Source organism: Paenibacillus terrae (assembly GCF_005217525.1).
In the GTDB taxonomy this organism is placed as follows: Bacteria; Bacillota; Bacilli; order Paenibacillales; family Paenibacillaceae; genus Paenibacillus; species Paenibacillus terrae_C.
In genome coordinates this window covers 114,822-138,866 of sequence record NZ_PNXQ01000016.1, presented here as the reverse complement: position 1 = coordinate 138,866, position 24,045 = coordinate 114,822, and the positions used below count along the sequence as shown (strand labels likewise).

At 45.0% G+C, this 24,045-nt stretch carries 21 protein-coding genes; 7 read left to right on the top strand and 14 right to left on the bottom strand.

Translation table 11 applies throughout. The features are described 5' to 3' along the window. Positions 1–3,674 (bottom strand): cation-translocating P-type ATPase (locus C1I60_RS18250; RefSeq protein ID WP_252361772.1); only part of this gene is annotated, 3,674 nt, incomplete at its 3' end. A 155-nt stretch (positions 3,675–3,829) separates the two neighbouring features. Here C1I60_RS18250 and C1I60_RS18245 point away from each other — a divergent pair. The 3 genes from C1I60_RS18245 to ppk1 all read left to right on the top strand — a co-directional run bounded on the left by C1I60_RS18245 (position 3,830) and on the right by ppk1 (position 6,856). After that, on the top strand, positions 3,830–4,045 hold the full coding sequence (locus C1I60_RS18245) for a hypothetical protein (RefSeq protein WP_137063024.1): 216 nt from the start codon (positions 3,830–3,832) through the stop codon (positions 4,043–4,045). A gap of 86 nt (positions 4,046–4,131) precedes the next feature. Next, entirely contained in the window at positions 4,132–4,524 is a 393-nt protein-coding gene (locus C1I60_RS18240; RefSeq protein WP_013310198.1) for a glycine zipper domain-containing protein, read from the top strand. A 190-nt stretch (positions 4,525–4,714) separates the two neighbouring features. Next, positions 4,715–6,856: a polyphosphate kinase 1 gene (ppk1, locus tag C1I60_RS18235; protein ID WP_137063023.1), complete on the top strand. Its 2,142-nt coding sequence runs from the start codon at positions 4,715–4,717 to the stop codon at positions 6,854–6,856. Here ppk1 and ytfJ read toward each other — a convergent pair. From ytfJ to C1I60_RS18205, 6 genes are all read right to left on the bottom strand, one after another. Then, positions 6,850–7,254: a GerW family sporulation protein gene (gene ytfJ / locus C1I60_RS18230; protein WP_137063022.1), complete on the bottom strand. Its 405-nt coding sequence runs from the start codon at positions 7,252–7,254 to the stop codon at positions 6,850–6,852. The two genes, ppk1 and ytfJ, sit on opposite strands and share 7 nt — an antisense overlap. Before the next feature lie 74 nt (positions 7,255–7,328). Further along, complete coding sequence (locus C1I60_RS18225) at positions 7,329–8,108, bottom strand: ABC transporter ATP-binding protein (RefSeq protein WP_137063021.1); 780 nt, start codon at positions 8,106–8,108, stop codon at positions 7,329–7,331. 230 nt (positions 8,109–8,338) lie between these two features. Further along, a complete protein-coding gene (locus tag C1I60_RS18220) occupies positions 8,339–9,370 on the bottom strand; it encodes a cupin domain-containing protein (protein ID WP_137063020.1) in 1,032 nt (343 codons plus the stop codon). A 94-nt stretch (positions 9,371–9,464) separates the two neighbouring features. Further along, positions 9,465–10,172 carry a DUF421 domain-containing protein gene (locus C1I60_RS18215; RefSeq protein WP_137063019.1) on the bottom strand — a complete coding sequence of 236 codons (708 nt, stop codon included), beginning with the start codon at positions 10,170–10,172 and terminating at the stop codon, positions 9,465–9,467. Positions 10,173–10,403: 231 nt separating this feature from the next. After that, positions 10,404–11,734, bottom strand: a protein-coding gene (locus tag C1I60_RS18210) for an IS3 family transposase (RefSeq protein ID WP_137063018.1) whose coding sequence is annotated in 2 segments (ribosomal slippage) — positions 10,404–11,350 and positions 11,350–11,734 — 1,332 coding nt in all. Because the reading frame shifts where the segments join, the coding sequence is not laid out codon by codon here. Positions 11,735–11,894: 160 nt separating this feature from the next. Further along, positions 11,895–12,794 carry a YheC/YheD family protein gene (locus C1I60_RS18205; protein ID WP_137063017.1) on the bottom strand — a complete coding sequence of 300 codons (900 nt, stop codon included), beginning with the start codon at positions 12,792–12,794 and terminating at the stop codon, positions 11,895–11,897. Positions 12,795–13,005: 211 nt separating this feature from the next. Between C1I60_RS18205 and C1I60_RS18200 the strand changes: the two genes are divergently transcribed. Both C1I60_RS18200 and C1I60_RS18195 read left to right on the top strand, forming a co-directional pair. Beyond that, a complete protein-coding gene (locus C1I60_RS18200) occupies positions 13,006–13,836 on the top strand; it encodes a DUF6492 family protein (protein ID WP_137063016.1) in 831 nt (276 codons plus the stop codon). 40 nt (positions 13,837–13,876) lie between these two features. Beyond that, the gene (locus C1I60_RS18195; protein WP_137063015.1) at positions 13,877–15,220 is read left to right on the top strand and encodes a sugar phosphate nucleotidyltransferase; all 1,344 of its coding nucleotides are present in this window, start codon (positions 13,877–13,879) and stop codon (positions 15,218–15,220) included. Positions 15,221–15,350: 130 nt separating this feature from the next. On the opposite strand, the gene C1I60_RS18190 is transcribed toward C1I60_RS18195, so the two are convergent. Together C1I60_RS18190 and C1I60_RS18185 are read right to left on the bottom strand one after the other, a co-directional pair. Beyond that, the gene (locus tag C1I60_RS18190) at positions 15,351–16,073 is read right to left on the bottom strand and encodes a M14 family metallopeptidase (RefSeq protein WP_137063014.1); all 723 of its coding nucleotides are present in this window, start codon (positions 16,071–16,073) and stop codon (positions 15,351–15,353) included. 21 nt (positions 16,074–16,094) lie between these two features. Next, positions 16,095–17,120: a glycosyltransferase family 4 protein gene (locus C1I60_RS18185; RefSeq protein ID WP_137063013.1), complete on the bottom strand. Its 1,026-nt coding sequence runs from the start codon at positions 17,118–17,120 to the stop codon at positions 16,095–16,097. Between the two features lie 360 nt (positions 17,121–17,480). On the opposite strand from C1I60_RS18185, the gene C1I60_RS18180 reads away from it, so the two are divergent. Continuing rightward, entirely contained in the window at positions 17,481–17,954 is a 474-nt protein-coding gene (locus C1I60_RS18180; RefSeq protein ID WP_137063012.1) for a C40 family peptidase, read from the top strand. Positions 17,955–18,037: 83 nt separating this feature from the next. Here the strand turns inward: C1I60_RS18180 and C1I60_RS18175 are convergent, their stop codons facing one another. The 5 genes from C1I60_RS18175 to C1I60_RS18155 form a co-directional block, all read right to left on the bottom strand. Beyond that, entirely contained in the window at positions 18,038–19,414 is a 1,377-nt protein-coding gene (locus C1I60_RS18175; protein ID WP_137063011.1) for a sensor histidine kinase, read from the bottom strand. Continuing rightward, entirely contained in the window at positions 19,411–20,121 is a 711-nt protein-coding gene (locus C1I60_RS18170; protein WP_137063010.1) for a response regulator transcription factor, read from the bottom strand. Before C1I60_RS18170 ends, C1I60_RS18175 begins: the two co-directional genes overlap by 4 nt. 280 nt (positions 20,122–20,401) lie before the next feature. Then, a complete protein-coding gene (locus tag C1I60_RS18165) occupies positions 20,402–21,070 on the bottom strand; it encodes a phosphatase PAP2 family protein (RefSeq protein WP_137063009.1) in 669 nt (222 codons plus the stop codon). Positions 21,071–21,330: 260 nt separating this feature from the next. Further along, a complete protein-coding gene (yidC, locus tag C1I60_RS18160) occupies positions 21,331–22,164 on the bottom strand; it encodes a membrane protein insertase YidC (protein ID WP_137063008.1) in 834 nt (277 codons plus the stop codon). Then, the gene (locus C1I60_RS18155; protein WP_252361770.1) at positions 22,130–22,459 is read right to left on the bottom strand and encodes a hypothetical protein; all 330 of its coding nucleotides are present in this window, start codon (positions 22,457–22,459) and stop codon (positions 22,130–22,132) included. The genes yidC and C1I60_RS18155 overlap by 35 nt, the downstream gene beginning before the upstream one ends. A gap of 227 nt (positions 22,460–22,686) precedes the next feature. Between C1I60_RS18155 and C1I60_RS18150 the strand changes: the two genes are divergently transcribed. Then, positions 22,687–24,045 (top strand): PQQ-binding-like beta-propeller repeat protein, encoded by a 1,359-nt coding sequence (locus C1I60_RS18150; RefSeq protein ID WP_137063007.1) that lies wholly within the window; start codon positions 22,687–22,689, stop codon positions 24,043–24,045.

Genomic DNA, 24,045 nt, shown 5'->3' with positions numbered 1-24,045 from the left:
GCAATGGCGGTAATCGGATGGTCACCAGTAATCATCACAGGTTTTAGCCCAAGTGCAAAAGCTTCCTGAATATTTTGTTCTACTTCCGGTTTGGGAGGATCCATCATGCCGGTCATGCCGACATAAATTAATTCACGTTCGTCGTCAATGGATTCGTTATCGATACTCTCATCCAAAGGTCGATACGCGAAAGCAAGCACACGCAACGCTGCCGCTGAAAACTTTTCATTTTGCTGTATAATGTGCTGCTTCTGTTCTTCGGATAGAGGCAATATATCTCCGTTCTTTTGATATCGATTGCAATGGCGGAGAATCGTCTCAACGGCTCCTTTGGAAAAGAGGTAGCATTCCTGCTCCGCCCGAACATCCTTGCAAACCACGCTCATTTTCGCAGTTTTAGAATCAAATGGAATTTCATGCCCGCGATGCCAATGGGTCATATCGTTAAGCCACAGTCCGTTTTTGGCTGCAAGCGTCAAAAGCGCGCCCTCAGTCGGATCCCCTTTGGTCATCCACTGTCCTTCCTGCTGCTCAAGCTTGCTGTTATTGCATAGCAAGCAGATTTGCAGCAAGCGAGTCAAATCAGGATCGGCTGAAGGGCTTTCGTAACTTCCTACATTTTTGAGCCCTGCCGCTGCTGCAGCAGCCTCTGGAGCAAGCTCCTCCAATGCTCCTGTCGGTTCGTAACCATCGCCTGTTACAGTCCATGCGCGGTCCGCAGTAGAGAGCGCTTTTACCGTCATTTCATTTTTGGTTAACGTGCCTGTCTTGTCTGTGCAAATAACCGTAGTTCTTCCTAATGTTTCCAATGAGGAGAGCTTTCGGATCAGCGCGTTTTTCTTCGCCATACGGAAGATACCTGCGCTGAGGGCAATCGTGATGGTGACCGGAAGCCCTTCAGGGATGGCAGAAGCCGCCAGTGTGATCGAAGTCGAAATCATTTGTGGAAAAGGGATGCCACGGAACATACCAATTGCGAATACGATCCCTCCAACGATAAGAGCGCCTTTCACAAATTTTTTACTAATTGACGTTACTTTTTCCTGTAAAGGGGTTACTTCTTTTTCCTGCTGCTTTAAAAGCGACATTAAATGCCCCATCTCAGTATTCATCCCGGTTTGTACAACAATACCCATTCCCTTGCCTCCGCACACGTCGGTTCCCATGAAGAGCATGTTGGTTCGCTCAGATAAAGCACAATCTTCTGAGAGAGATGGCTCATTCTTTTCGACGGGAACAGATTCCCCAGTCAGGGTCGACTCATTGACTCGCATGTTCCATGAGTTGATCAACCGAATATCGGCTGGAATGCGATCCCCTGCTTCCAGGGAAACGATATCGCCGGGCACCAATTCCACAGCGTTTAGCTCTACGTGCTGGCCTTGTCTGATGACTTTACATACCGGGGGTTGAAATTGATTCAGCTTGTCCACAACTTTTTCCGCTTTACGTTCTTGAATCGTGCCAATTGCGGCGTTCGCAAGCAGGATTGCCCCCATTGCAAGTCCATCGAATAATCCCCCCGTAAGAAAGGCGAGTACACTTGTGCCAAGGAGGATCAGAGTTGTGAATTCCTTGAATTGGCCCAAATATGCAATGAGCCAAGGAGTAGGTTTTTTACTCTCAAGCTGATTTGAACCATATTGGTTTCTTATAGAAAGAACCTGATCTAACGTCAACCCGTTTTGCAGGTTTGTTTGAAACTTTGCGATAATCTGTTCGCTAGGTAGCTGGTGCCAGGCAAAGGCTTCGGAAGCGGCCGCAGCCTCGTCCTTATAACCCATTTCCGGTGGAGCTGGCAAGGCTTCACTCCTGTTTTTCATTCTGGATATAAACACAAGCGATAAAGCATCACCGATCAAACTGACCACTGGGGCACTAATCATGCCTAATGTAGCAAAAGCAGATCCAAAAATATTCCATTTTTTAGCAATTAAAGTATGCTCGTTTACGATTTGTTCTGTTTTCTCGGCGTACAAAGCGCTTTCCTGAATAGGTTGTAGCTCATGAATAGAAATCGTCTGGAATCCGGCTTCTTTATAGAACTCATTGAGCGGATTTTGCTCCAGACCGGCGACAAATAAAACCTCTTCGCCTTGCTGCTTGAGCACTGCGATTCGTTCAATCACTTCGCCTTGTTCAAAAGAGGACCAGCTTGTATCCATATCGTATTGCAAAAGCTCGTCAGCGCTGAGTTGCAGACTGTTATTCAACAGTCCAAGCCTCCAGCCTTTTTCGCTGAATGAAAAGGCGGCAGAGCCGTATTCGTTGACCGTTAATTGCCGATGTCTGGCAATTAACCCAAGACATTCGGCTTTGCCATTCCCCTGGCTTCCGACCAAAAGAACGTCGTAATCTTTTCTTGCAAGCCTCTTTGATTTAAGCTCATAGGAACTGCAATCAATACCGTACTCCTCCATATATTTGTAGCTGCCAATAATAATCTGTCTATCATTGACTTTTCCTTTTATACCCTGTGACTCTTCTTCCACATGAAAAGCAGTGCGGATCGTCCGGCAAGTTCGTTTAGCCTTGCTGAACACCTCTTCTTTCCACGGATGTTCTGTTTTCTCCATTAATGAAGCCGCCAAACAGATCACTTTATCCGCCTCTTGCTCCTTCTCCGCCATACATTGAATTTCTTCAACCTCTGAACGGTTAAACAGGAGTGATGAATCTTCAAATAAAATCGTTTTCGTTCGAGCGAGTTGAGATAGTGATCCTTTTTCCGGAACTACGTATTTTCTTTCTTCTGAAACGAGCTCGGCCTGTTTCCAGGCATACTCAGCAGGTACGGTCATCACCCGCGGATTTGCTGCCAGAAGCACGGCGATGGCACGGAACGGATTCCGGGTAACGGCCCAAGTCATTCCGGCTGCAACAAACCCTAATTTGCCTGCTTTATCGCTATATGCTTGAATTTCCGGTGACAAAGAAGCCCCTTGCTGTCCATTTAATGCAGAGTGGCTTCGCTTCCAGTTTACATATTGCAAAATGCTGTGTCCGGCAAGCGCTACAAGATTTTCGCCCATAAGCGCAAGAGCAAGAGCGCTTGTACCTAAAATGAGATCTGAGTTTATTTTTTTCTTATCCGAATAGGTCTGAATTCCTCGTTTGAGAAAAGGATAGCCGGTTGCGACAGATACGAGCGCCGATAAAAAGAACGTCGCCGGACTTCTTGCCAGGGCTGAACGTCCGAAAAAGACCTGCTTGATTCCCAGCACGGCTAAACCACTCATGGAAATAGCCAATGCAATGGGGACTTTTTCCCTTGGCTCGCCCGTATTCGTCTTAGGCGCCGTTGGGATCATCGGCAGATCACAAGGAATATCCAATCCAGCCTGAGCAGCGGCAGCTTCTCGCTTCGCTTCCTTCGACCCGGTAACCTCGTTGTGGGTATCCGGGCGGGCTGTTAGATTGGCCAAACAGATCCCATCTTCTATTTCGCGGAGTATATGGAAAATGTGCTGCTCAGAAACAAGCTTTACATCGTAAAGAAGCAGCACTCTGCCCGTCACTGTACAGGGTTCCGCTCTGTAAATTCCACTACAAGTGGACAAGCTTTTGACTAAAAGCTCTGCGGCAGCTTTGCTTCCCTTCAAGCCGTAAATTTCCATCCGTATTCTGCCAGGAAGGACATGAAGAAACCTGTTTTTGTTTCGCAGCGATACCATATCTATCCTCCCTTTTCCATAATCAAAAAATCAGCTTTACTTATGATTAACAATAGTTAGCAGAATATGCATTTTGTTTTCTGGATGTAAACCAGTATAAAAATTTCATATTAAGGAATTATTTTATTAACAAACTTTTTTAAGGAGAGGGTATTGTGGTTAAATCACCGCTTGGTATTATTTTCACTGCTGCCGCTTTAGCACTTGCTGTGTCCCCCGAAGCCCGAAAAGCCGCACGCAAACTTGCCGTTAAAGGAGCAGGAATTGTGCTTGAGCTTGCGGATCAAGTCAAAGACGGCGCTGGAGAGCAACAGTCCGCAGAAGCAGTAAAAAATGAAGAAAAAAATACAGAAAAGGTTTGGCTTCCGTAACAATTGGCAAATGTAAAATAATTAAAAAAAGGCATAATGGGGAACCACTATCCTGGAATAAAAAATCAAATAAAGGAGAGATCAGCATGCTTCAAGGCGGTTCATTATGGGGAGGTCTTATCTCCGGAGGTATAACCCAACTGCAGAATACCATTAGCTTGACGAAAGGACATATGGATAACAAAGATTATATGGTTCATACGTCGGGGAATCTGACAGGAGCACTCGGCGTCATGGCCGGTATTGAGTATGGGGCTATCCTTGGAACTTCGTTGCTGCCAGGAGTAGGGACAGTCCTTGGTTCCGTTGTTGGTGGGTTGTTAGGGAACAGTGTGGGCCAAACAGTTGGAATGCAAGCAGGCAATGTGCTTCTTAACAATCGTTTGGTCAGCAACATGACACAGTACGCATCGAAAGTAACCGAGTCCATAACGAGCCCGGTCGCGGATGCAATGCAGACGACAGCATCTCACGAATAAAAAAATATCCATGTAACTCGCTAACTTCGTTTAGCGAGTTTTCCCTATTTTAAAAACGAGAGGAACCTGACAATCATGACTAAAAACGAACATGAGAATATTCCCGACACGATCACGATTCGCCTCAGCGCCACATGGCAATTGTTTCAAAAAATACGGTATTTATTATTTAGAAAAAAAGAATAGGCAGATGGAGGCATGCGCTGTGAACTATATTAATCGTGAAATAAGCTGGCTTCAATTTAACAGACGTGTTCTTGAGGAAGCGCAAGACGAAAGCACTCCTCTGTTGGAGCGAACAAAGTTCATATCGATTGTTTCCACCAATCTGGATGAGTTTGTCAGTGTCAGGGTCGCAGGACTTATGGATAAAATTAGAGCGGGCAATCAAGAGATCGATTTCACTGGCTTTACCCCGCAACAGTTACAAGATAAAGTAATCGCCATGATTGAGCAATTAGTAGCAGATCAGTATGCAACCCATGTGCGGATTATTCAACTGTTAAAGGAAGAGGGCCTTATTTTTACTGCTTATTGTGAGCTTAATCCTATTCAGCAGAAAGAAATGGAAACCTATTATCTTGAAAAAGTATTTCCGGTGCTAACCCCTCTAGCTATCGATAAAAGCCGCCCTTTTCCTCTGATTCGATCGAAAAGTGTATATTTGGCCGTCTGTTTGAAGCCGCCTTCCGATGCATCGGGAAAGGACGCTTATATTGCCTTGGTTGAAATTCCGTCCAATCTGCCTCGCTATATTAAAGTTCATTCTCTACCAGCTCATGATCATTGGCAGTTTATTTTGCTCGAAGATTTGATTAAGCAGCATATTCACACTTTGTTTACTACGTATACGCCTGTTACTTTCCATACATTCCGTTTAACTCGAAATGCAGACCTTGATTTAAACGAGGAAGAGGCTGAAGATATCCTTGATGAAGTGGAGAAAGTATTGCGCGCAAGAAAATGGGGCACTCCGATTCGTTTGGAAATAGAACAGGGATTTGATCCATTTGCACTGGAATTACTAGAAAAAGAACTGGAAATTGAAAGACAGTTTTTAATTACGAATAATGGACCTATTGACTTAAGCTACTATATGTCATTCGCCAATTCGATTGAGGGTTATGAGCATCTCAAGCATTCGAGATTTGATCCTCTATATCCGTGGGAGTTCACGAACACGGACGATTTTTTTTCAGTGCTGCGAAAAAAAGATGTGCTCTTATTTCATCCGTATGAATCGTTTGACGTTGTTAACGATTTTGTCGAACATGCTGCTGCCGATCCATCCGTTATGGCTATCAAAATGACCTTGTATCGCGTAAACGGCAATTCACAGATTATCCGATCTTTGAATCGAGCTGCCGAAGCAGGAAAGCAGGTCACTGTAGTCGTCGAATTGAAAGCACGGTTCGATGAAGCCAAAAATATTGGGTGGGCAAAAGAATTGGAAAAATCAGGATGCCATGTCGTCTACGGCCTGTCCGGGTTGAAAATTCATGCCAAAATGATTTTGGTTGTACGCAAGGAAGCGGATTCTCTTAGACGTTACATTCATGTCGCAACCGGAAATTACAATGAAGTGTCGGCGCAAATATTTACAGATATCGGACTTTTCTCTTCCGATCCGGAGATCGGTGAAGATGTGTCCAATTTATTCAACAAGATTACGGGATTTTCCGCCCCAAGCCAGTGGCATTACCTCAGCGTAGCCCCGGCTCATTTGAAACAACGGTTGTTGGGATGTATTCAGCGCGAAGTGGAAAATGCCTTGAGCGGTAAACCTGCAAGGATTATAGCCAAAATGAATTCGCTGTCGAATAAACAGTTGGTCGACGAGCTATACGTAGCTTCCCAGGCAGGCGTCCGAATTGATCTGATCGTTCGCGGGATCTGCTGCTTGCGTCCAGGAATTCCCGGACTGAGCGACAATATTACCGTTCGCAGCATTGTCGGCCGATTTTTGGAACATTCTCGAATTTTTTATTTTGAGAATGCCGGCATACCCCAATTGTGGCTATCCAGTGCGGACTGGATGACCAGAAATATGGACAAGCGGATTGAATTAATGTGCCCACTATTGAATGAAGAACATCAATCTGTCGTCACCCAATATTTATTGCTGTTGCTGAACGATAATATTAAAGCCCGACAGCTGCTTCCCGATGGACGATATGTTATGGCGCACAATGAACAGCCCCCCTGCCGTAGCCAGTCAGAGGCTAAGAATCTTGTAGTAAGGAAAAACAACTCCTTTCCTGTTCAAAACGACGACTGCATAATCCCGTTGGCACCCTCTGCATACACAAACGGGTCAGACCTGATTCACTGACTGTTATCATCTCCTGTTTGGTATTGCTTAATAAGATTGTTCAATTTATCCAAAAGTTGTGGCGCCATATCCAAAATCTTGTCGTATACAGTAGGAGAGTTATCCAGGTAGACCGTTTGAACACCCATTTTGCCGATAATTAAAATTGCGAGAGGTGTTACGGACACACCTCCGCCCATACCTCCACCAAATGACGGCATCACCCTTGCGGATTCCTGATTGTGCCTGTCCAAATCGCTTCCACCTGCCGCAAAGCCATAGCTCACTTTACAAACCGGTATGATAATGGTGCCGTCAGACACGTTAACCGGTTCTCCAAGGGCCGTATTGACGTTCACCATGTCCTTTAAGTGATCTTTCGCCGTTTTTACAAAAGATTGTAATGGATGCTCTGACATTCATTCACCTCTCTACAATGGTTCTCCTATGTCATTGTAGTCAGGATTGAAAAAGAATAAACCGCATTGACTCTCTACTCCATAGAGAGCCATGCACGTTCCTGTCTCCACTCTACCTGCACCGGCGTTTCAAAAAAATCGCTAAGCGTTTCACTGCTCAGAATATCAGTCGTTCTGCCTTTGGCAAAAACAGTGCCACGGCGAATCAAAATCGTATGCGTGTACATCGGCAGAATTTCTTCGATATGATGTGTAACGTACAGCAAATTCGGCGCACCAGGAGACTCGGACAGCTGACGGATGCTAGTTAGTAGTGCCTCCCGGGAAAAGAAGTCCAGACCGTTACACGCCTCGTCCAAAATCAATAGCTTGGGCGAGGCCATTAGCGCGCGGGCAATAAGCACTTTTTGCTTTTCCCCCTGTGAGCACCCCTGATACAATCGGTCCACGAGATGAGCACAGCCCAGTTGGGTCATGAGGAGTACGGCCTGCTCATAATCCGTATCCGTTGTTTGATCATAAAGTCCAATAGAGGCAAATTTACCGCTAATAACCACATCCTGCGTGCGCTGGCTACCATTGATTCTTTCCTGCAACGAGGAGCTGACCCAGCCGATAGATTTGCGCAGCTCCCTCAGATCCACATCCCCGAAGGCGTGACCCAGCACACCGACACTGCCTGTAGTTGGCCATATGTAACCATTGATCATATTCAGCATCGTTGTTTTACCTGATCCATTCAATCCAAGTACAGCCCAGTGCTCTCCCTCGGCTACCTGCCAGTTGATTTGATCCAGTATGGTGCGATTGTCCCTTTTCCAGCTAACATTGTTAAGTTCAATAACAGAGTTCATAGCTCCCTCCTCCTAATGATCATATCATCTGATGTTTAAAAACATAATAAAAAGACTATTTTCACTACGTTAAACTTCACTTTTGTATAAGAATAGCACAGTGTTGCAGGTTGTTCAATTTTAAATTCACTGTATAGAATTATTTATAGTACAGTACCGATACCCTGACTAATAGCCCGCTTTTGGCTCCCCCATACATACGGGAGCCAAAAGCGGGCTGTTTCGTTGTTTTATGATTTGGATGTTGGGGCGATGAACACCGATTTGTGCGGCAGTTTATTCGCTATTGCTCTAGGAAGGTGCAGATTCGTTGCTAATACATCAACAGGGTTCCCAGCCAGCCACTCACTCAGATCAATGGCTTCGTAATGACCACTGTTAAAACCAATCAAAATCCGGCATATCTCCGATCCGGTATTTTTAATATAATGTCCGGCTCCCATCGGTACATACCCAACATCTCCGGCTTCAAACTGCTCTGTCACTGCATTCCCTTCAGCGAGAAATACAGTCATTTCTGCATTCCCATCCAAATAGTATTGCCATTCGTCCGCATTGGGATGCCAATGCATTTCTCGCAATCCGCCTGGCTCCAGCTCAATTACAGATCCTGCCATCGTCGAAGAAATCGGGAAATCTTCTACCGTAACGGTCCGCTGCGTCCCTCCACCTGGTGCCAACCTGGGCTGTTTGGCCAATAGAGGATACCGATGTTTAGTGACCAGATCGGAAGAAATGCGAGGATATGCATCATGTGATCCGTTAGAAGGTACAGGTCCTTTTGCAAAATAGGCTTCCTTATCTGGCAAAAGAGCCAGTTCGTCGGCTGCAAGTCCCAGATTCTGCATGACAACCTCCGCAGGAGTTTGCGCTATGAAATCCGTTATACTGAACGTGTGGTCCTCCGAAAAATCTCCATTATCAAAAATCAATATAAAATGACACTCTCCAGGACCAAGACCTTGAATGGAATGACCATAACCACGCGGAAAATACCATACATCACCGGGATTGAAAATATCGACATATGAAGAACCATCCGGATGGATAACCGTTGTCCGACAGGAGCCGCTAATCACATAAGCCCATTCAGCCGCATTGGCATGCCAGTGAAGCTCACGCATACCACCCGGCTCCAGACGCATGGAAACCCCTGCTATTCCTTCCGATACAGGAAAATCATGAACCGAAGCCCCACGTGTAATACCTCCCGGTCCGGTTCTGGGTTCCTTTTTCTCCAAAGCATACTTAAATGATTTCATAGCCGATTCCTCCTCAAAACCATTTTATATGTCTATGTTTACTCATTTAAACATATCTATTATATGCCTTTAATGTGAATAAAATCAAATCTATTCATTCTTTATCAACAGGATGTTCAATTTGATCCTCATATTCATCAAAATATACTTTTCCATCAGAACTAATTACGGCATAATTGACATTTTCAATAGAAAGCCCTTTCTTTTTTATCTGCGAATGTAACCACTCGGTTGTAATGTCATTCTGCTTTAAATTTGCTTCCACAATGTGTCCGTCCATAACTAATTCAATGGGAAAAGTCTGTTTGGAACGAACGTCCAAATGTAAATCTTTTCTGGTTACAGGCATACACTCCGGCTTGGGTAGTACGGAAATGCTACCATTCAACTCAAGTACGGCATACTGAACATCTTGAATATTAAAAATATTTTTCCCCCTTAGCTCTTGATTCAAAGTATCCAGCGTAATCTTAAGCTTTCTCATATTACTCTCCAAAATTTTTCCTTCTTGGATCAACACGGTTGGTTTTCCCGAAAACCAGTTTCGCAGCTTGCGGTTCTTCATGGAAAAAAACATCAGAAGGTAAGCAATGACGGTAAAGGTCAATAGAGCTGTTAATAAGAGCCAAATATCTATTGTATTATTAAAGGAAATATTCGCAGTAATGGCCCCCAAGGTAATCGCGGCTACAAAATCATGATAGGTCATTTGCGCAATGGTGGATTTGCCTAAAATACGTGCTATGAGCATCATGATGGTAAAGGCTAGTACAGACCTAAATATTATTTCCCATATTTCCATATACCAAAACTCCAGTTCTCATTGTTTTCATATAGCTTTTCCAATTCCTCTTTTTTCATTACATTCATTTCGATAGGTCAAGGTTGTATCGTTTGTATGGCCCATTTTCATTTCGTATCATGACTGTACAATCAGAGACTTCGAGCAGCGGCATAAACCAGGAAAATGAGCATATAAAAAGGATGAATCAATAATAAACTGTACCCCTTGTAAAGGACATTTTAAAAAAGGTTAGGCAACTTCTTTAAGCTGCTGTCTGTATTTTGCAGGCGGCAGCTTCTTTAAATTCCATTGACCTCGATAATGATTGTAATACATCATGTAGCTTTTAATTTCGCTTTTTACTTCTTCTAATGTTTCGCATGCTTTTATATTCGTTTCATCTTTAAAATGGCCAAAGAAGGATTCTTGTGGCGCATTATCCCAACAGTTTCCCCTACGAGACATCGATTGACCTAAGCCGAGTTTCCTCACAAGTTTCTGGAATTGCGGGTGGGTATAGTGAAATCCCTGATCTGAATGAATAAACGCATCTTTGGTTAGATGGCGATGCTTCTTTAACCCATGAAGTGTATTTAATGCAATCTTCAAACTTAGCGAAGAAGAAACTTCATAGGCTAAAATTTCATTCGTTTCGGCGTCTTTAATCGTGGATAAATAAGCTCGCTTGCCTTTTCCATAGGATAAATAAGTGATGTCTGTTAACAGTACTTTACCAGCTAGACCTTGCTTAAATTCTCGGTTTAACTTGTTTTTACAGGTTCGATGCTCTTGAGTTGCTTTTGCCATACGACGTGCTGGATTCGCTCTACGAATAGGACAGCGAATATTGAATTTATTCATAATACGACGAATACGCTTGAGATTATAGGTAATGTTATATTGGTTTTCCAGCGTCATTTTAATTTGGCGTGCCCCCTTCTTTCTTCCTCGAAAACGGTACGCTCTTAGAATCAATTCTTTCACCACTTCATCTGCTTCATTCTCTTGCTGACGTGTCAACATCGCTTCTTCACTGAAATAGCGATAATAGCCTGAACGTGAGACCTGAGCGATTTCACAGAGATACTGTACAACACGTTTTAATTGATATTTTCTAATGATTTGATGAATTAACTCGAATTTTTGTGTAGTCGTTATGTTGATTTCTTTTTTCTCATCTGCCTTTCGAGTTGATCGAGCTTTTTTAGAAGTTCATTTTCTGCTTCTAACAAGTTTAGTTTTGCCTCTAAGCGAGCATATTTTTCTTCTAAACTTAATTCACGCTCTAAAGGACGGCCTGACGCATGTTTTCTGGCATCTTCTAATCCGATGAGTCCCTGTTCTTGATAAGCTGTACGCCAACGATTCGAAGCCTTGAACATCCGTGTAGGACCAAGGGCTTCGATGTCAAAACCCGCATCAAGAAAGATTTCGCTCGGGGTTTTTCCTTTGCTGTATTCATCAATAAAGAATCTTTTAAAATCATTTGTATACGTAATGGCTTTTGCACTCACATTCTTGACATACGGGTTTAATTTTAACTGTGCTTGTTGTTGATCCGTGAAAGATTTCTTCGTCATCTCGTTCCTACCACCGCTCATTTTTTCTTCATTATAAACAAAAAACACCCTATAAGATGACCTTTTTCAAAGTGTCTATCTTATAGGGTACATTTTATAAGGCATTCATCCTTTTATTTCTCTGGTTCAGAGCTTCTCAGTCACTGTAACGTTTCCTCGCTCATGAACTTTTTGCTTTTTTAGCTTTTTTAGCTTTTTTAGCGTCTTTACTGTTACTGTTACTGTTACTGTTATTCTTATCTTTACTGTTATTCTTATCTTTACTTTTAGCCTTATTCTTATCTTCGCTCGGGACGGTGACTTTCTTCTTTTCATTGGCCAGTCGCCAATAGCTTATTACTTTGCGGTACATAGACTTATCTTTTAATTGATTAAAAATGTATGGATCAGGCTTCGTATTCACCTCAATAATCCATGGGGTAAAGCTGCGATCCAGTCCAATGTCCACTCCGATTTGCCGGAAATTCGGATATGTTTTTTGCAGCTGTGAGGCAATGGTAATGCCCAGGGCATTCAGTTTCTTTATCAGCTCAGCCTGTTTGCTTTGGGATAAATGAGACTTTAGCAGCTCCTCCAGTGCCATCGGCGTACCACCGCTATGATAGTTGGTTACGATTTTGCGGGGATGACCGAGCCGACCAATAATTCCGGTAGATTCCCATGGCCCTTTTGCATTGCGCTGCACCATGACCCGGATATCAAAGTAACGCTTCTGATGACGCAGTAAATGGATTCCCTTTTGAATGAGATAGCTTTTCTTCCCCGTTTTCTTCGACAGGCTGGCATATAGTGCCTCTACATTTTTGAACTCCACACGCTTTTCCTCATGTTGATAGGCAAACCGCTGACCTTCCTCCTGCTCTACTCTCATGACACCTTTACCGAACGTACCTCGCTCGGGCTTTACATAGACCATACCGTACTTCTCCAGCATTGACTTCAAATTCGCTTTGGTATATCTTCGGGTATCCGGCACAAACGGCTTGATGCCGCGATGCGGGAGAAGCAATTGGGTTTTATGCCACTTGCTGAGCAAAGCCTGTGCTTGTGAAGAATTCACTTGACCCTCTCCTCTCTAATCCCAAGGTAGAACGCACCTGTTACAAAAAGATCAATCCATCGTATGCAACAACTCCCTAGCCGAAAGCTACATCAGCCCTGTTCTGCTTAGAAATGGACGTTTGGCCTTGCCCGGTCGAAGTTGCCTGTCCAGGCATACGATAGGATAAGACGCCGGACGCGTACATTTGCTTATATAAGGAGTGAATAACATGTCAGTGCAATCGGATGGGCCACAGAAGGGTTCCCTTACCATCGATGTTCTGATTCCTGCAATTGATAAAGATATAGCCACTTTGCCACTGGTAATTAACAGCCTTCGCCGTCACGTGCAGCACCGAATTGGAACAATATATATCGTTTCACCGCAAAGCGCTGGAATTCGTCGACTATGTGCAAGCAAAGGCTGTACATTTGTAGATGAAAAGACGGTGCTACCCATCACAAAAAAACATATCCGTTATGGTACAGCACGCTGGGACCGCTCAGGCTGGCTGTATCAGCAATTGCTCAAAATGAACGGCGATAAAATCAGTAAAGCTTCTTTCTTTCTCGTCATTGATGCGGATACGATTTTGATTCGTCCACATGTGTTTCGAAAGGATGGCAAAACGATATTTTACTATCGGAGCTGGAGCCAGCCTGAGTATTTTCGCACCTACCGCAAGCTTATGGGCGTGAAAGCCCCTTCACCAAAGTCCTTTGTTACTCACTATATGCTATTTGAAAAAGCGCGACTCACCCGGCTCAAGCAGGTCATTGAGGCCCGTCATGGAAAACCCTGGTACAACGCGATTATCCAAAGTATAGATCGGAAAAAACAGTTTGGTTTTTCCGAATATGAGACGTATGCCAACGATCTGTACAGCAAGCAGCCCTCTCGGATGATTTTACGCAAGTCACTTAATAAAGCGCTTCATTGTCGGGCTTCTTCCCTCTCGCAAAAACAATTGGATGCCTACGCTAAAAAACATCGTTCTCTATCCTTTCATCAACGTAAAGTGTATCAGCTTGTTAAAAATCAACAAAATTCCGCAAAATGATGTGATCCATAATGGATCTGTATCGAAGGAGGAAGTGCCTGTGCACATCGTATTGCTATGCGGTGGTGCTGGAAAACGGCTGTGGCCATTGTCCAACGATATCCGCTCGAAGCTGTTTCTCCGACTGTTGCCTGCCCCTGACGGGCAAAAGGAATCCATGCTCACTCGGGTGGTCCGACAGCTTACTGTAGCGGGGCTGGATTCCTCTGCCCTGCTGCTGGCTCATCAAAGCCAGGTAAATTTAGCCTACCGCCATACGGAAGGTCGTCTGCCCGTACTAGGCGAACCTGCCAAACGGGGAACCTTCACCGCAGCTGCACTGGCAGCCGCTCATTTTCACGCCAAAGGCGTGGGGCTGGACGAAATTGTTTGTATAGCTCCAGCGGATATGTTTGCGGGAGAGGATTTCTTCCACCGTGTAGCGGCGCTTTCCTGTTTGTTGCTTGATCGTGGAACCGATCTGGCCATGCTTGGGACAAGGCCCACTCATCCCTCCGACCAATACGGATATATCGTTCCGGGTCAGGAGAGGATCATGAAAGGAAACATCTCCTATGCGTCAGTTGCCCGCTTCACAGAAAAGCCGGATCACCTGGGGGCGCAACAGCTTATCAGCCAAGGTGCGCTCTGGAATTGCGGCATTTACGCTTTTAAGCTACGATATATGCTGGCCTGCATGGAGCGTAGTCATTTGCCGCTGGACGACAAGGCATTATGCGCGATGTATGACTGCCTCCCTGTTCGCAGCTTCGACGAGGAGATTGCGGAGCGTGCCGAACATGCCGTCGTCCTGCCCTACGAGGGTGAATGGCGTGACATCGGCAGTTGGCAAGCATTAACGGAGCAACTGGGCAACCGAGTGACTGGACGCGGACAGATCAGTGGCCCCGCTCATGGTACGCATATCGTCAATGAGCTGCCCTATCCGCTTCATGTCATTGGCGTGGAGAATATTATTGCTGCTGCCAGCCCCGATGGCATCCTCATTGCCGCCAAAAGTCATGCCCACGGGATCAAGGAGAAGCTGGGGACTCTTCAGCTACGCCCTATGCATGGTGAAACCTCCTGGGGCAGCTACCGGGTGCTGGACGAATATGATCATCGGAGCTTGAACGATATTCTTGCCATACGCTTGACGGTGCTGCCAGACCATCGCTTAAACGGACAGCTTCACGGCAGTGGGCTGAAAGTGTGGACGATTGTTTCCGGCCGGGGGGAGGTCATGCTGAACGGAGAACGCTTTATGGCGGCAAGCGGTTCAGTCTTTCGTATTCCGGTTGATATGTATCACACGATCCGTGCCGATCTCGATAAACCATTGGAGCTGATCGAGGTTCGTCTGGGAGAAAGCTTGGTGAGCGCCTTCTTTAAATCCGAAGCCTGACGCATATCGATGCCACTAATATGTATCCATTTGTGTACGAGAATGACATATAAAAAAATCGCTCTTGAGTGTAGGAAAGGAAAATCCCTTGCTCAAGAAGCGATTTTTATTTTGTCATGATACATTTTAATTAGGTTACAGCTCTAACCTTGGCAGATAGATATACCTCGTTGGCCTTGATCATCCTGGCTTCTTTTAAGAAATGCTGCACGATCTCCAACTGATACTTTATACGTACATTCTTGGGCAGACTCCAGCCTGTTTCCACGGTGACCGCGCGTGCGCCTAAGATACGTGCGGCCGCTGTACGTGAGGAACCTGGAAGCTCATGCAACCGAAGGTTGAAATGGCGGCCTTTGTCCTTGATGGAACGGTTCATTCGCTTTATAGTTCGACGCACTGCAGGGACTACCGGATTTCCTTTATTGGAAATTAGTGTTTGACCAAGCACCCTGGCATCCTTTTGTGACAATCCGTTGGCTTCATGCAGATCGAGATACCACTCAGGTTGATGCTTTCGTGTTAATTGGAATACCGCAGCGGAAAGTGGATTGGATGCCGCCTGCTTATTATTGCGTGGAAAGGTTCGATTCAGATCAGGTATCCCCCTAATCCGTTTGCGGTAAGCTGCTTGGTTGGCAATAGGCACGACTATAAGCTTGCCTTGGCTGATTAGCAGCTTCTGCTGATTCAACAGCTCCACCAGCTTCTCAGCCGCGCGGATGCTTGCGATTTCCTTGCCGTGTATGCCCGCGACCACCATCACATGCGGACCTCTCTGTCTCCCGGTGGCTATATAATATGGAGTCACCCAGGAACAACCCTTTCCAAGCATATGCTTTTTTACCTTCATTCCCTTCACCTCCGATTAGGCTCAGGCTTTCGATGCACTTTTCTCATCTCCTTGCCGTCGGATTATTTCACGGTATAGTTTCACATATTTGTCGGTCATCTGTTTGTTAGTAAATCTTTGCGTGACATACAGGCGAAGCTTGGCTGGTGACGGGTAATTTTTTTGCTTTACCTTTCGTGCCATTTGACCAACAGAATTGCAAATCAGCTCTGGAAAGCCTGAAAGCACCTCGGGAACGGAGCCATTTTTTAAAGCCAGTACGGGTGTTCCACAAGCCATCGCCTCTACCATCACAAGTCCGAAGGGCTCTTCCCACAGTGTCGGGAACAACAGACATTCCGCATGCTTAAGCAATTTCTGCTTCTGATTACCTCCCACCGCCCCCACATAGCGGATTTTGGGATTGTGCTGAATTCGCTTTTGAATCTCCTGGCGAAAAAATAAAGGTGCTCTGATAGGACCGGCAATAAGCAATCTTTTTCCTGTTCGCTCTGCAACCTGAATAGCTTGCAATACACCCTTATTACGTATAATCCTGCCCATGAACAGCAAATAGCCGCGCTTCTCGCTGCTGAACTCGTATTCATGTGTGTTGATACCGTTATACACATAAAATCCTTTGCCCCCGCCCATAAGCTGGCGTGCCCGTTTACTGACAAATACCGGGTTTTTACCGTGTCTCTTCACGGGAAGATGAACTGTACATACTGATGGACAAGGCAGCTTCCTGCGTCCTAGAGCAGAACGAAAGGTATGATCATGAATGATTTGCGTGCCGGGAGGCATCCGCTGAAGTACGTACTGAGGGATCTGATCGTGCTTTAATCCCTTGGGATAGGTAATCAGCCGCACGCTGCTCCTGCTGCCACGGGCGGCAAACAAAGATACGTGATGCCCTCGTCTTACCAGTTCCTCCGTTAGTTCATACACGACCTTTTCCGTTCCACCCTTAATGGAGGGTACCGGCTGTGCATTGGGATAGTTGGAGATGACCTGAACAATGGTTAGACGTTGGCCTTTGGATGTTTTAACCTGCTTTGAAGCCATACGAATTCCCCTTCCTGATCGAAATACGGTGTGCTTTTTAGGAAATGAACGGGAGACTGAGCTTATTCCCGTACAAGATATAAACCGTAGTATATAGGTATGTATATTTTGCGTGATTGCTTGTGCAAATCGTCTCCAGGTCATTCTTTGTCATACGTGCCCAGGAGTAAGGGGAAGCTTCATATTTTGTCAACCCAAAATAAGGTGAAAATTCTCATCGTTTTCTAATAAATGAGGGGAAACCGTTGGGGTAACAGGATTGTAACCTTTAGTGGTAAATTTCGGATATTTTATTTGTGTTATTGTCATCTCAAGGACATCATGATAGATACAAAATACGAAATAATGGAGGTAATTTACATGAGACATACTTCAAAAAAATTATGGATGGGTATTTGCTTTACAATGACATTGGCATTCGGCGCCGGGAGTTTCGTTGTTGCACCAACAACCACTCATGCTGCTTCTGTCGATAAAGCTGATCAGATTATTTCCACAGGTTCTCAGTTTATGGGTGTACGCTATCAGCATGGAGCACCAGCGGGCAACACAAGCTCTTTTGATTGCTCTTCATTTACTCAATATGTTTTTGGGCAAAACGGCATCAATCTGCCGCGCTCTTCCAGACAGCAATCGACTGTCGGCACTTTTGTACCACGTAGTCAGCTGCAAAAAGGCGATCTGGTCTTTTTCTATGCTCCAATTCATCATGTAGCGATTTATATGGGGGACGGAAAAATTTTACACACATTCGGTAAAGGCGGCGTAACGATTACGGACCTGAATTCAGGCTGGTGGAGCTCCCATTACACTACAGCACGTCGTGTCCTCTAGGACAGATATAGATTACATTCTCATTCATCTGTAACCACTTACAAAATATCAGCAAATAAGGGCTGTTCCGCGAGTAGATATGTCTACTGTAGGGACAGCCCTTCCTGTTGTATTCTAGGGAGCGAGACGGTCACCTCCGTTCCTTTTCCTTCTACGCTTTCTATACGTATCGTCCCCTGATGCACGTCTGTAATAGCCTTGGCAATCGGTAGCCCAAGCCCGGTTCCTCCTGTTTTACGATGACGAGAGCTATCTACCCGATAAAATCGTTCAAAGACTCGCTTGATTTCGTGCTCTGGTATCCCGATTCCATAATCCTTGACGCGGATGTACACATCCTTTTCATCTGTAGACAACTGGATATCGATGGGATCTGAGCTGTACTTTAAAGCATTATCAAGCAATATAACTAATAACTGCTTGATTTTTGCAAGGCTGGCATCAAGCCAAATTTCTTTTTCATCTGTAAAAATAGTGATTTGACGATCATGTACAGGCTTCAGATGTGCTACTACCTGTTGACAGCAATTGACCAGTTCTATCTGTTCATACGGCTCCGGATCTTTCTGCTGTGAAGAAGCCAGAGTCAGTAATTGCTGTGTCATCGTGCGCATCCGCTGAGTTTCTTCATAAATCGATTCAATGGATTCCTTATGAATGTCCTCGTCACGAGTGCCCCACCGTCGCAGCATATTAGCATAACCCTCAATGATCATTAATGTCGTATTCAGCTCATGCGAAGCATCTGAGACGAATTGTTGCTGGCTTTGAAAGCTCTCCTCCAATCTGTCCATCATTCGATTAAAGGTTGCGGTCATTTGGGACAATTCATCTTGATTGTGAGCGCGAGCAGGGATTTTTTTGAATTTAAGGCTTCGTTCAATTTCCTGCATCGTCTGGATACTGCTCGAAATCGGTAGCAATATGGCATTCGCTAAAATCGTGCTGCCTACAAGACTAAGCAGCATGGCTCCTGTAGTCGAGGTGACCAGGATCGTATTTAAAATATCGAGGTTGTTTTCGAGCGCATCCCATTTTTCCACGATCTCCAGCGTTCCCTCTTGATTTCCCTCTGGAGAAAGTACTGGAAGATGAATGACCAAGATTTTATGACCCTGTACATCTGTTAGCTGTGAGCTTTGAGAAGGATTAAAACGTATTTCGCCCAGCTTGAAGCGGGACTGACGACTTACTTCATACAGAAGGCGGGATTGCTGATCAAAAACCCTGAGGATGGTGTCTCCTGAAAGCTCATCCTTCAACTCAGGTCCCCATGCATTTTTTAGAATCATCTTGGAACCGGTTTCGGACATGATTTCAGTCCACTTATTTTGCAGCACTTCTCTTTCATTACGAGTGGCGATTTTGACAAACAACAGATGAACGGTAACGTCTACAAACAGGAGAATGGTCATCACCAGAATCGAGCTGAGCAGGGTAATTTTGGTTCGCAGCTTCAATGGTCTTCCTCCCTAATGCAATACCCTACGCCACGAACAGTTTTAATCAACTTTTTTTTGTAGCCATGATCCACTTTTTTACGAACATATCTGATATACACATCGACTACATTCGTATCCCCCACAAAATCAAACCCCCACACGTCCTGAATCATTTGATCCCGCTGCAATACTTGATTTTTGTGCTCCATGAGGTAATGAAGCAGATCAAATTCTTTGGGTGTCAGTTCGATTCGTTTCCCTTCCCGCACCACAGAACGTGTCTTGGGTTCCAGTTCCAAGCTATCGACCCGAAGATACGGCAGCTTGTCCTTTGCTTGAGAAGAGGTAGCTTTGGATTCCAATTGATGTCTCATACTGGCCCGCATCCGCGCTAATAGCTCCTCGATTTCAAAAGGTTTCGTAATGTAGTCATTCGCACCTTCATCCAGACCGGAGACCTTGTCAGTAGTTTTGTTACGTGCAGTGACCATAATTATGGGTGTATGATGGTCCACTTTTCGAATCTGCTTTAGCACCTCGACTCCGTTAAGCTCAGGCAGCATCACATCCAAAATGATGATATCCCATGTGTGTGCCAAAGCTTTTTCCAGCCCCTCTTTGCCCGTCTGAGCGATTTCAACTGCATAACCTTCGTGGGATAATTCCAATTGTAGTAATCTGGATATTTTCTCTTCATCATCAATGATCAGTACTGATTTTTCCATCGCAAAACCACCTAATTTCCTATAGAAAAACAAATGGAGTAATGGAGAAGACATGCATTTTTTTATTTGATTTTTAGCTTTTATTCGTTGGGACGCTCTATAATGTAATTTTGTAATTCATTTTTTGATGTTAAGGAGTAATTTATTCATGTTAATTAATGTAGACTATACTTACCTCACTGGATCAATGAACTGGCTTAGGTTGGCTTTGCGAGTGCTTGGGGTTATCCTGGCTGTTCTCATTAGTTCTGACAGCATACCAAGGATTACATGTACAAACTTAACGCCGCCGTGATGAGGCTACATTTATTCGTTCTTCATAACGCTGATAAAACCAAATACAGGCAGCCATCCAACAGCCACTCATAAAATAGCCACCCACAACGTCACTCGGATAATGTACACCCAAATAAATGCGGCTTGTCCCGATCGCTATAATCAGCAGGCTGCTGAGCACAATAAGAAGGATACGGCCTGGCCTGAAAGGAACATGTTTCCACACTAAAAACGTCAACGCCGCATACATACTAAAAGCGGTCATGGAATGTCCGCTCGGAAAGCTGTACCCATTCGCTTCAATAATACGGTTAATTTCGGGTCTGGCACGCTGAAATAGCCATTTCAAAACCGTATTCAACAGCGCCGAGCCCAGCACAGCAATCACCAAAAATAGCAGTTCTCTGCGGTGTCCCAATACTCTGTGCAGCACAAACATAGCGATTAAAATAATAATCACAACCGGAATTCCGCTTCCGATCATAGTGAAAGATTTCATTAGACGGGTCATGGCAGGCGACTCCAACTGTTGAATATCCGTAATGATTTTCTGGTCAAAATACCGTACTTGATGGTCGCTAACCCATAATGCGATTAAACCGAAACCGAGCGCACATACTACACATGTAAGCAGGGCTAAGGAGATGGGAAGCTTTGTTGGTGTTTGTTTCATGTCTTGTTTGTCCTCCGTGATATTCATTCGTGTGTTTACTTTACCCACAGGTTGAAGTTTTCATATAGCCTCTCCCAACTTCTAAGAATTAACTTATCCAATAAGGATTTCATAATCACTAAATTAACGCAAGCTAAATGTCCACAATAAGCATAAAAAAAAGATGCCTCTCAAACCTTATAACGGCTCGAAGGGCATCCTGTTATTACATACTACAAACGATAAACACAATTCCCATATTTAAACTAATATCATCTTTTTTAGGTTGCCGTAGCTTCTCCAAGCTTAACCTTATCCTCTGCTTCCTCCGTTGGATAGCGTCTACGGAACCATAGCGACTGGAGCAGTAAAAAGGTACCACTTACCGTCCAGTATAACGGCATGGCAGCAGGCGCGTTAAAAGAAAAAACAGCCATCATAATGGGCGAAAGATATCCCATGATCGCAAACTGCTTGCGCTGGTCAGCCGTCATTTGAAGCTGGGATAGCTTGGCCTGTGCCAAATAAACGACTGCGACGATGATCGCTAAAATCCAGTCAGGCTGTCCGAGCCGGAACCATAGGAACGAATGAGACGCCAGTTCCGGGGTTAAGCGGATGGCTGTGTACATACCGCTCAATATGGGTAGCTGAATGAGAATAGGCAGACAGCCGATATTCAGCGGATTAAATTGATGCTCTTTGTAAAGTGACATCATTTCCTGCTGCATACTCTGCTGGCTGGCAGCATCCTTCTTATTTTCGTACTTCTTCTTAATTCGGTCTAAGTCGGGCTGCATAGCGCTCATTTTGCGCTTCATCCCCTGTTGAGCACGAGTTTGGCGCATCATAAGCGGCAGTAACGCCAGACGGACGATTAACGTCAATGACATGATCGCCAGTCCAAAGCTTCCGCCAAACCATTGCGCTAATTGCTGAATGAGCCAGGATAGCGGGAACACCACATAATGATTAAAAAATCCGGGTGTCTGTGCATTAATCTCCGCAGCATTCGCGCCGCAGCCGGAAAGCAGCATAACCACCGCCAGCGCTACCATAATTCCGAATATCCGTTCTTTTTTACCCCAAAAGGTGAATCCCTTGAATCGTTTCATATGTTCCTCCTCGTTGATTGGCTGTGCCATCGTTCAACGAGGGGGAACAATCTGACGCGTCTTCATCCGGCGCTTCCTTCCGCCGGATATGACGTGCCAGCCGGACAGGCATGTCCTGCCCGCGGGCAGTTAACGGCATCAGCGGAGAAGCATGCGACCGCACGGCCCCGCCTTCTATCCAGCATTCAGGCACATTGCCGTGCAAATGAGCGAGATATGCGTAGGTTACCGTACACAGCAAGCCGATCGTAAATAAGTAGGGGAGCAGGTCCTGAAGCTCAAACAAGGGATTCACCTCCTTCGATTCGTTGCTACGATTATAGCACGAAACCAGGCAAGCGACTATTACATTAGAAAGTGATAAAACAGGTTGTCGTACTACTAAATTTAAGCATCCCTCTTACTCAAAAAAGAACTGAAAATGAAATGGATTATGAAACTTTTGGTTCTTTTTACAGTCTAATCAAAGGTAGGCTTACCCAAGCCTTACACCCAATTTAACTATTAAAGGAGCAAGCATGAATGAAGAAAACGATACATAGCTCATTGCTAACAGGATTGGCGATAGTCAGCATCGGGCTGCCTTTGACTGGCGGTGGGTTTGCCTTAAAAGCAAATGCAGAGCAAGCGACGGTTTCTATGAGCAACGGGGCTTATAGTTCTCCAATCCAAGCGCCTGTGATCAAGCCCTCCTGGTCTTTTCCCGTTATCCCAATCGATAGAAATCAGGTTCCAGATCAGGCAGTTGCGGTTGCGGAAAACGGTAAGGTGTTCGCAGTGGATTCTAACCACAGACTGGTTGCCCTGGAAGGTACTTCGGGACGGAAATTGTGGCAATATGGCAATCAGCTTACCCCTGTTTTGATTCATAGCAACGACACCATCTACGGAATGACACAGAGTGGTTCCATCTATGCCGTTAGAGAATCAGGCAAGAAAGCATGGACCACTTCATTAGGATTTACCAAGGCAGATCATATTTATAGAATCGACTCTACAGTATACATTACACAGTCGGAGCAAACGGCTGCCGTTGATGCTGCCAGCGGCAAGCTCAAATGGAAAATCAGTGAGGATAAGGACTCGTACCACGGTCTGAACCAGTTAATGGAAACTGATGGTGTCCTTATCCGCAACTATAACGTACAGGGCAGCCTGACCTTTGAACAGATTAATGCCTATGATGCTAAAACTGGCAAAAAGCTTTGGGAAAGCTTCAGAACTTCCTTTCCACTAACCATTAAAAACGGGGTCGTCTACTCTGTTGTCAACACGTTTATGATGGATGACGACCCGGTAAACAGAAAGATTACGATAGCACAGTATAATCTCAAGACAGGAGAATCCAAAGGGGAGCGTCAATACCGCTGGACCGACCCTGAGAATAAAGACGGTATCTTCCGATCCGGAGGCATTCATGGCTCTGCTTTTCTGGACGGCAAAGACCTTTATGTTTTTCAGGGAAAGGCACTGGCTTCCTATGACTTCTGGAACTACAAGCCAGACAGCAAACCTGCTCGCAAGTGGTCGCAAAATGGCTATGAGCAGCTTGTTCCTTTATGGTCCATTCATGAAGGCCGCATGTTCTACCAGGATTTTAGCACTGGTGGATTGATTGCCATGAAGTTGGCCTCCGGGCAATTCATCCATTATGATTACGGAGATAATCCAACCATTCAGGCTGACGTATTCGGCAAAGGGGTCTATGTTGGACAATCAGATGGCGTGTTTCATGGTTATGACCTGATGACCTTGAAACCCGTGTTTACCGTCAACATTGGATCACGCTCCTTCGGTCCAACGCTCAAATCCGGCGGGATGATATTTATTCAAAGCGGCAACCGTCTGCATGCTGTCAAGCTACCTGCTTCTTTAAAATAA

What these genes read in the sequence shown, in the direction of transcription:
- C1I60_RS18185 (WP_137063013.1), bottom strand. Translation starts at nt 17,120, where the DNA reads ATGGCTTCAAAGCAGGTTAAAACATCCAAAGGCCAACGTCTAACCATT.
- C1I60_RS18200 (WP_137063016.1), top strand. Translation starts at nt 13,006, where the DNA reads ATGTCAGTGCAATCGGATGGGCCACAGAAGGGTTCCCTTACCATCGAT.
- C1I60_RS18240 (WP_013310198.1), top strand. Translation starts at nt 4,132, where the DNA reads ATGCTTCAAGGCGGTTCATTATGGGGAGGTCTTATCTCCGGAGGTATA.
- ppk1 (WP_137063023.1), top strand. Translation starts at nt 4,715, where the DNA reads ATGGAGGCATGCGCTGTGAACTATATTAATCGTGAAATAAGCTGGCTT.
- C1I60_RS18180 (WP_137063012.1), top strand. Translation starts at nt 17,481, where the DNA reads ATGAGACATACTTCAAAAAAATTATGGATGGGTATTTGCTTTACAATG.
- yidC (WP_137063008.1), bottom strand. Translation starts at nt 22,164, where the DNA reads ATGAAACGATTCAAGGGATTCACCTTTTGGGGTAAAAAAGAACGGATA.
- C1I60_RS18165 (WP_137063009.1), bottom strand. Translation starts at nt 21,070, where the DNA reads ATGAAACAAACACCAACAAAGCTTCCCATCTCCTTAGCCCTGCTTACA.
- C1I60_RS18150 (WP_137063007.1), top strand. Translation starts at nt 22,687, where the DNA reads ATGAAGAAAACGATACATAGCTCATTGCTAACAGGATTGGCGATAGTC.
- C1I60_RS18225 (WP_137063021.1), bottom strand. Translation starts at nt 8,108, where the DNA reads ATGAACTCTGTTATTGAACTTAACAATGTTAGCTGGAAAAGGGACAAT.
- C1I60_RS18220 (WP_137063020.1), bottom strand. Translation starts at nt 9,370, where the DNA reads ATGAAATCATTTAAGTATGCTTTGGAGAAAAAGGAACCCAGAACCGGA.
- C1I60_RS18215 (WP_137063019.1), bottom strand. Translation starts at nt 10,172, where the DNA reads ATGGAAATATGGGAAATAATATTTAGGTCTGTACTAGCCTTTACCATC.
- C1I60_RS18190 (WP_137063014.1), bottom strand. Translation starts at nt 16,073, where the DNA reads ATGAAGGTAAAAAAGCATATGCTTGGAAAGGGTTGTTCCTGGGTGACT.
- ytfJ (WP_137063022.1), bottom strand. Translation starts at nt 7,254, where the DNA reads ATGTCAGAGCATCCATTACAATCTTTTGTAAAAACGGCGAAAGATCAC.
- C1I60_RS18170 (WP_137063010.1), bottom strand. Translation starts at nt 20,121, where the DNA reads ATGGAAAAATCAGTACTGATCATTGATGATGAAGAGAAAATATCCAGA.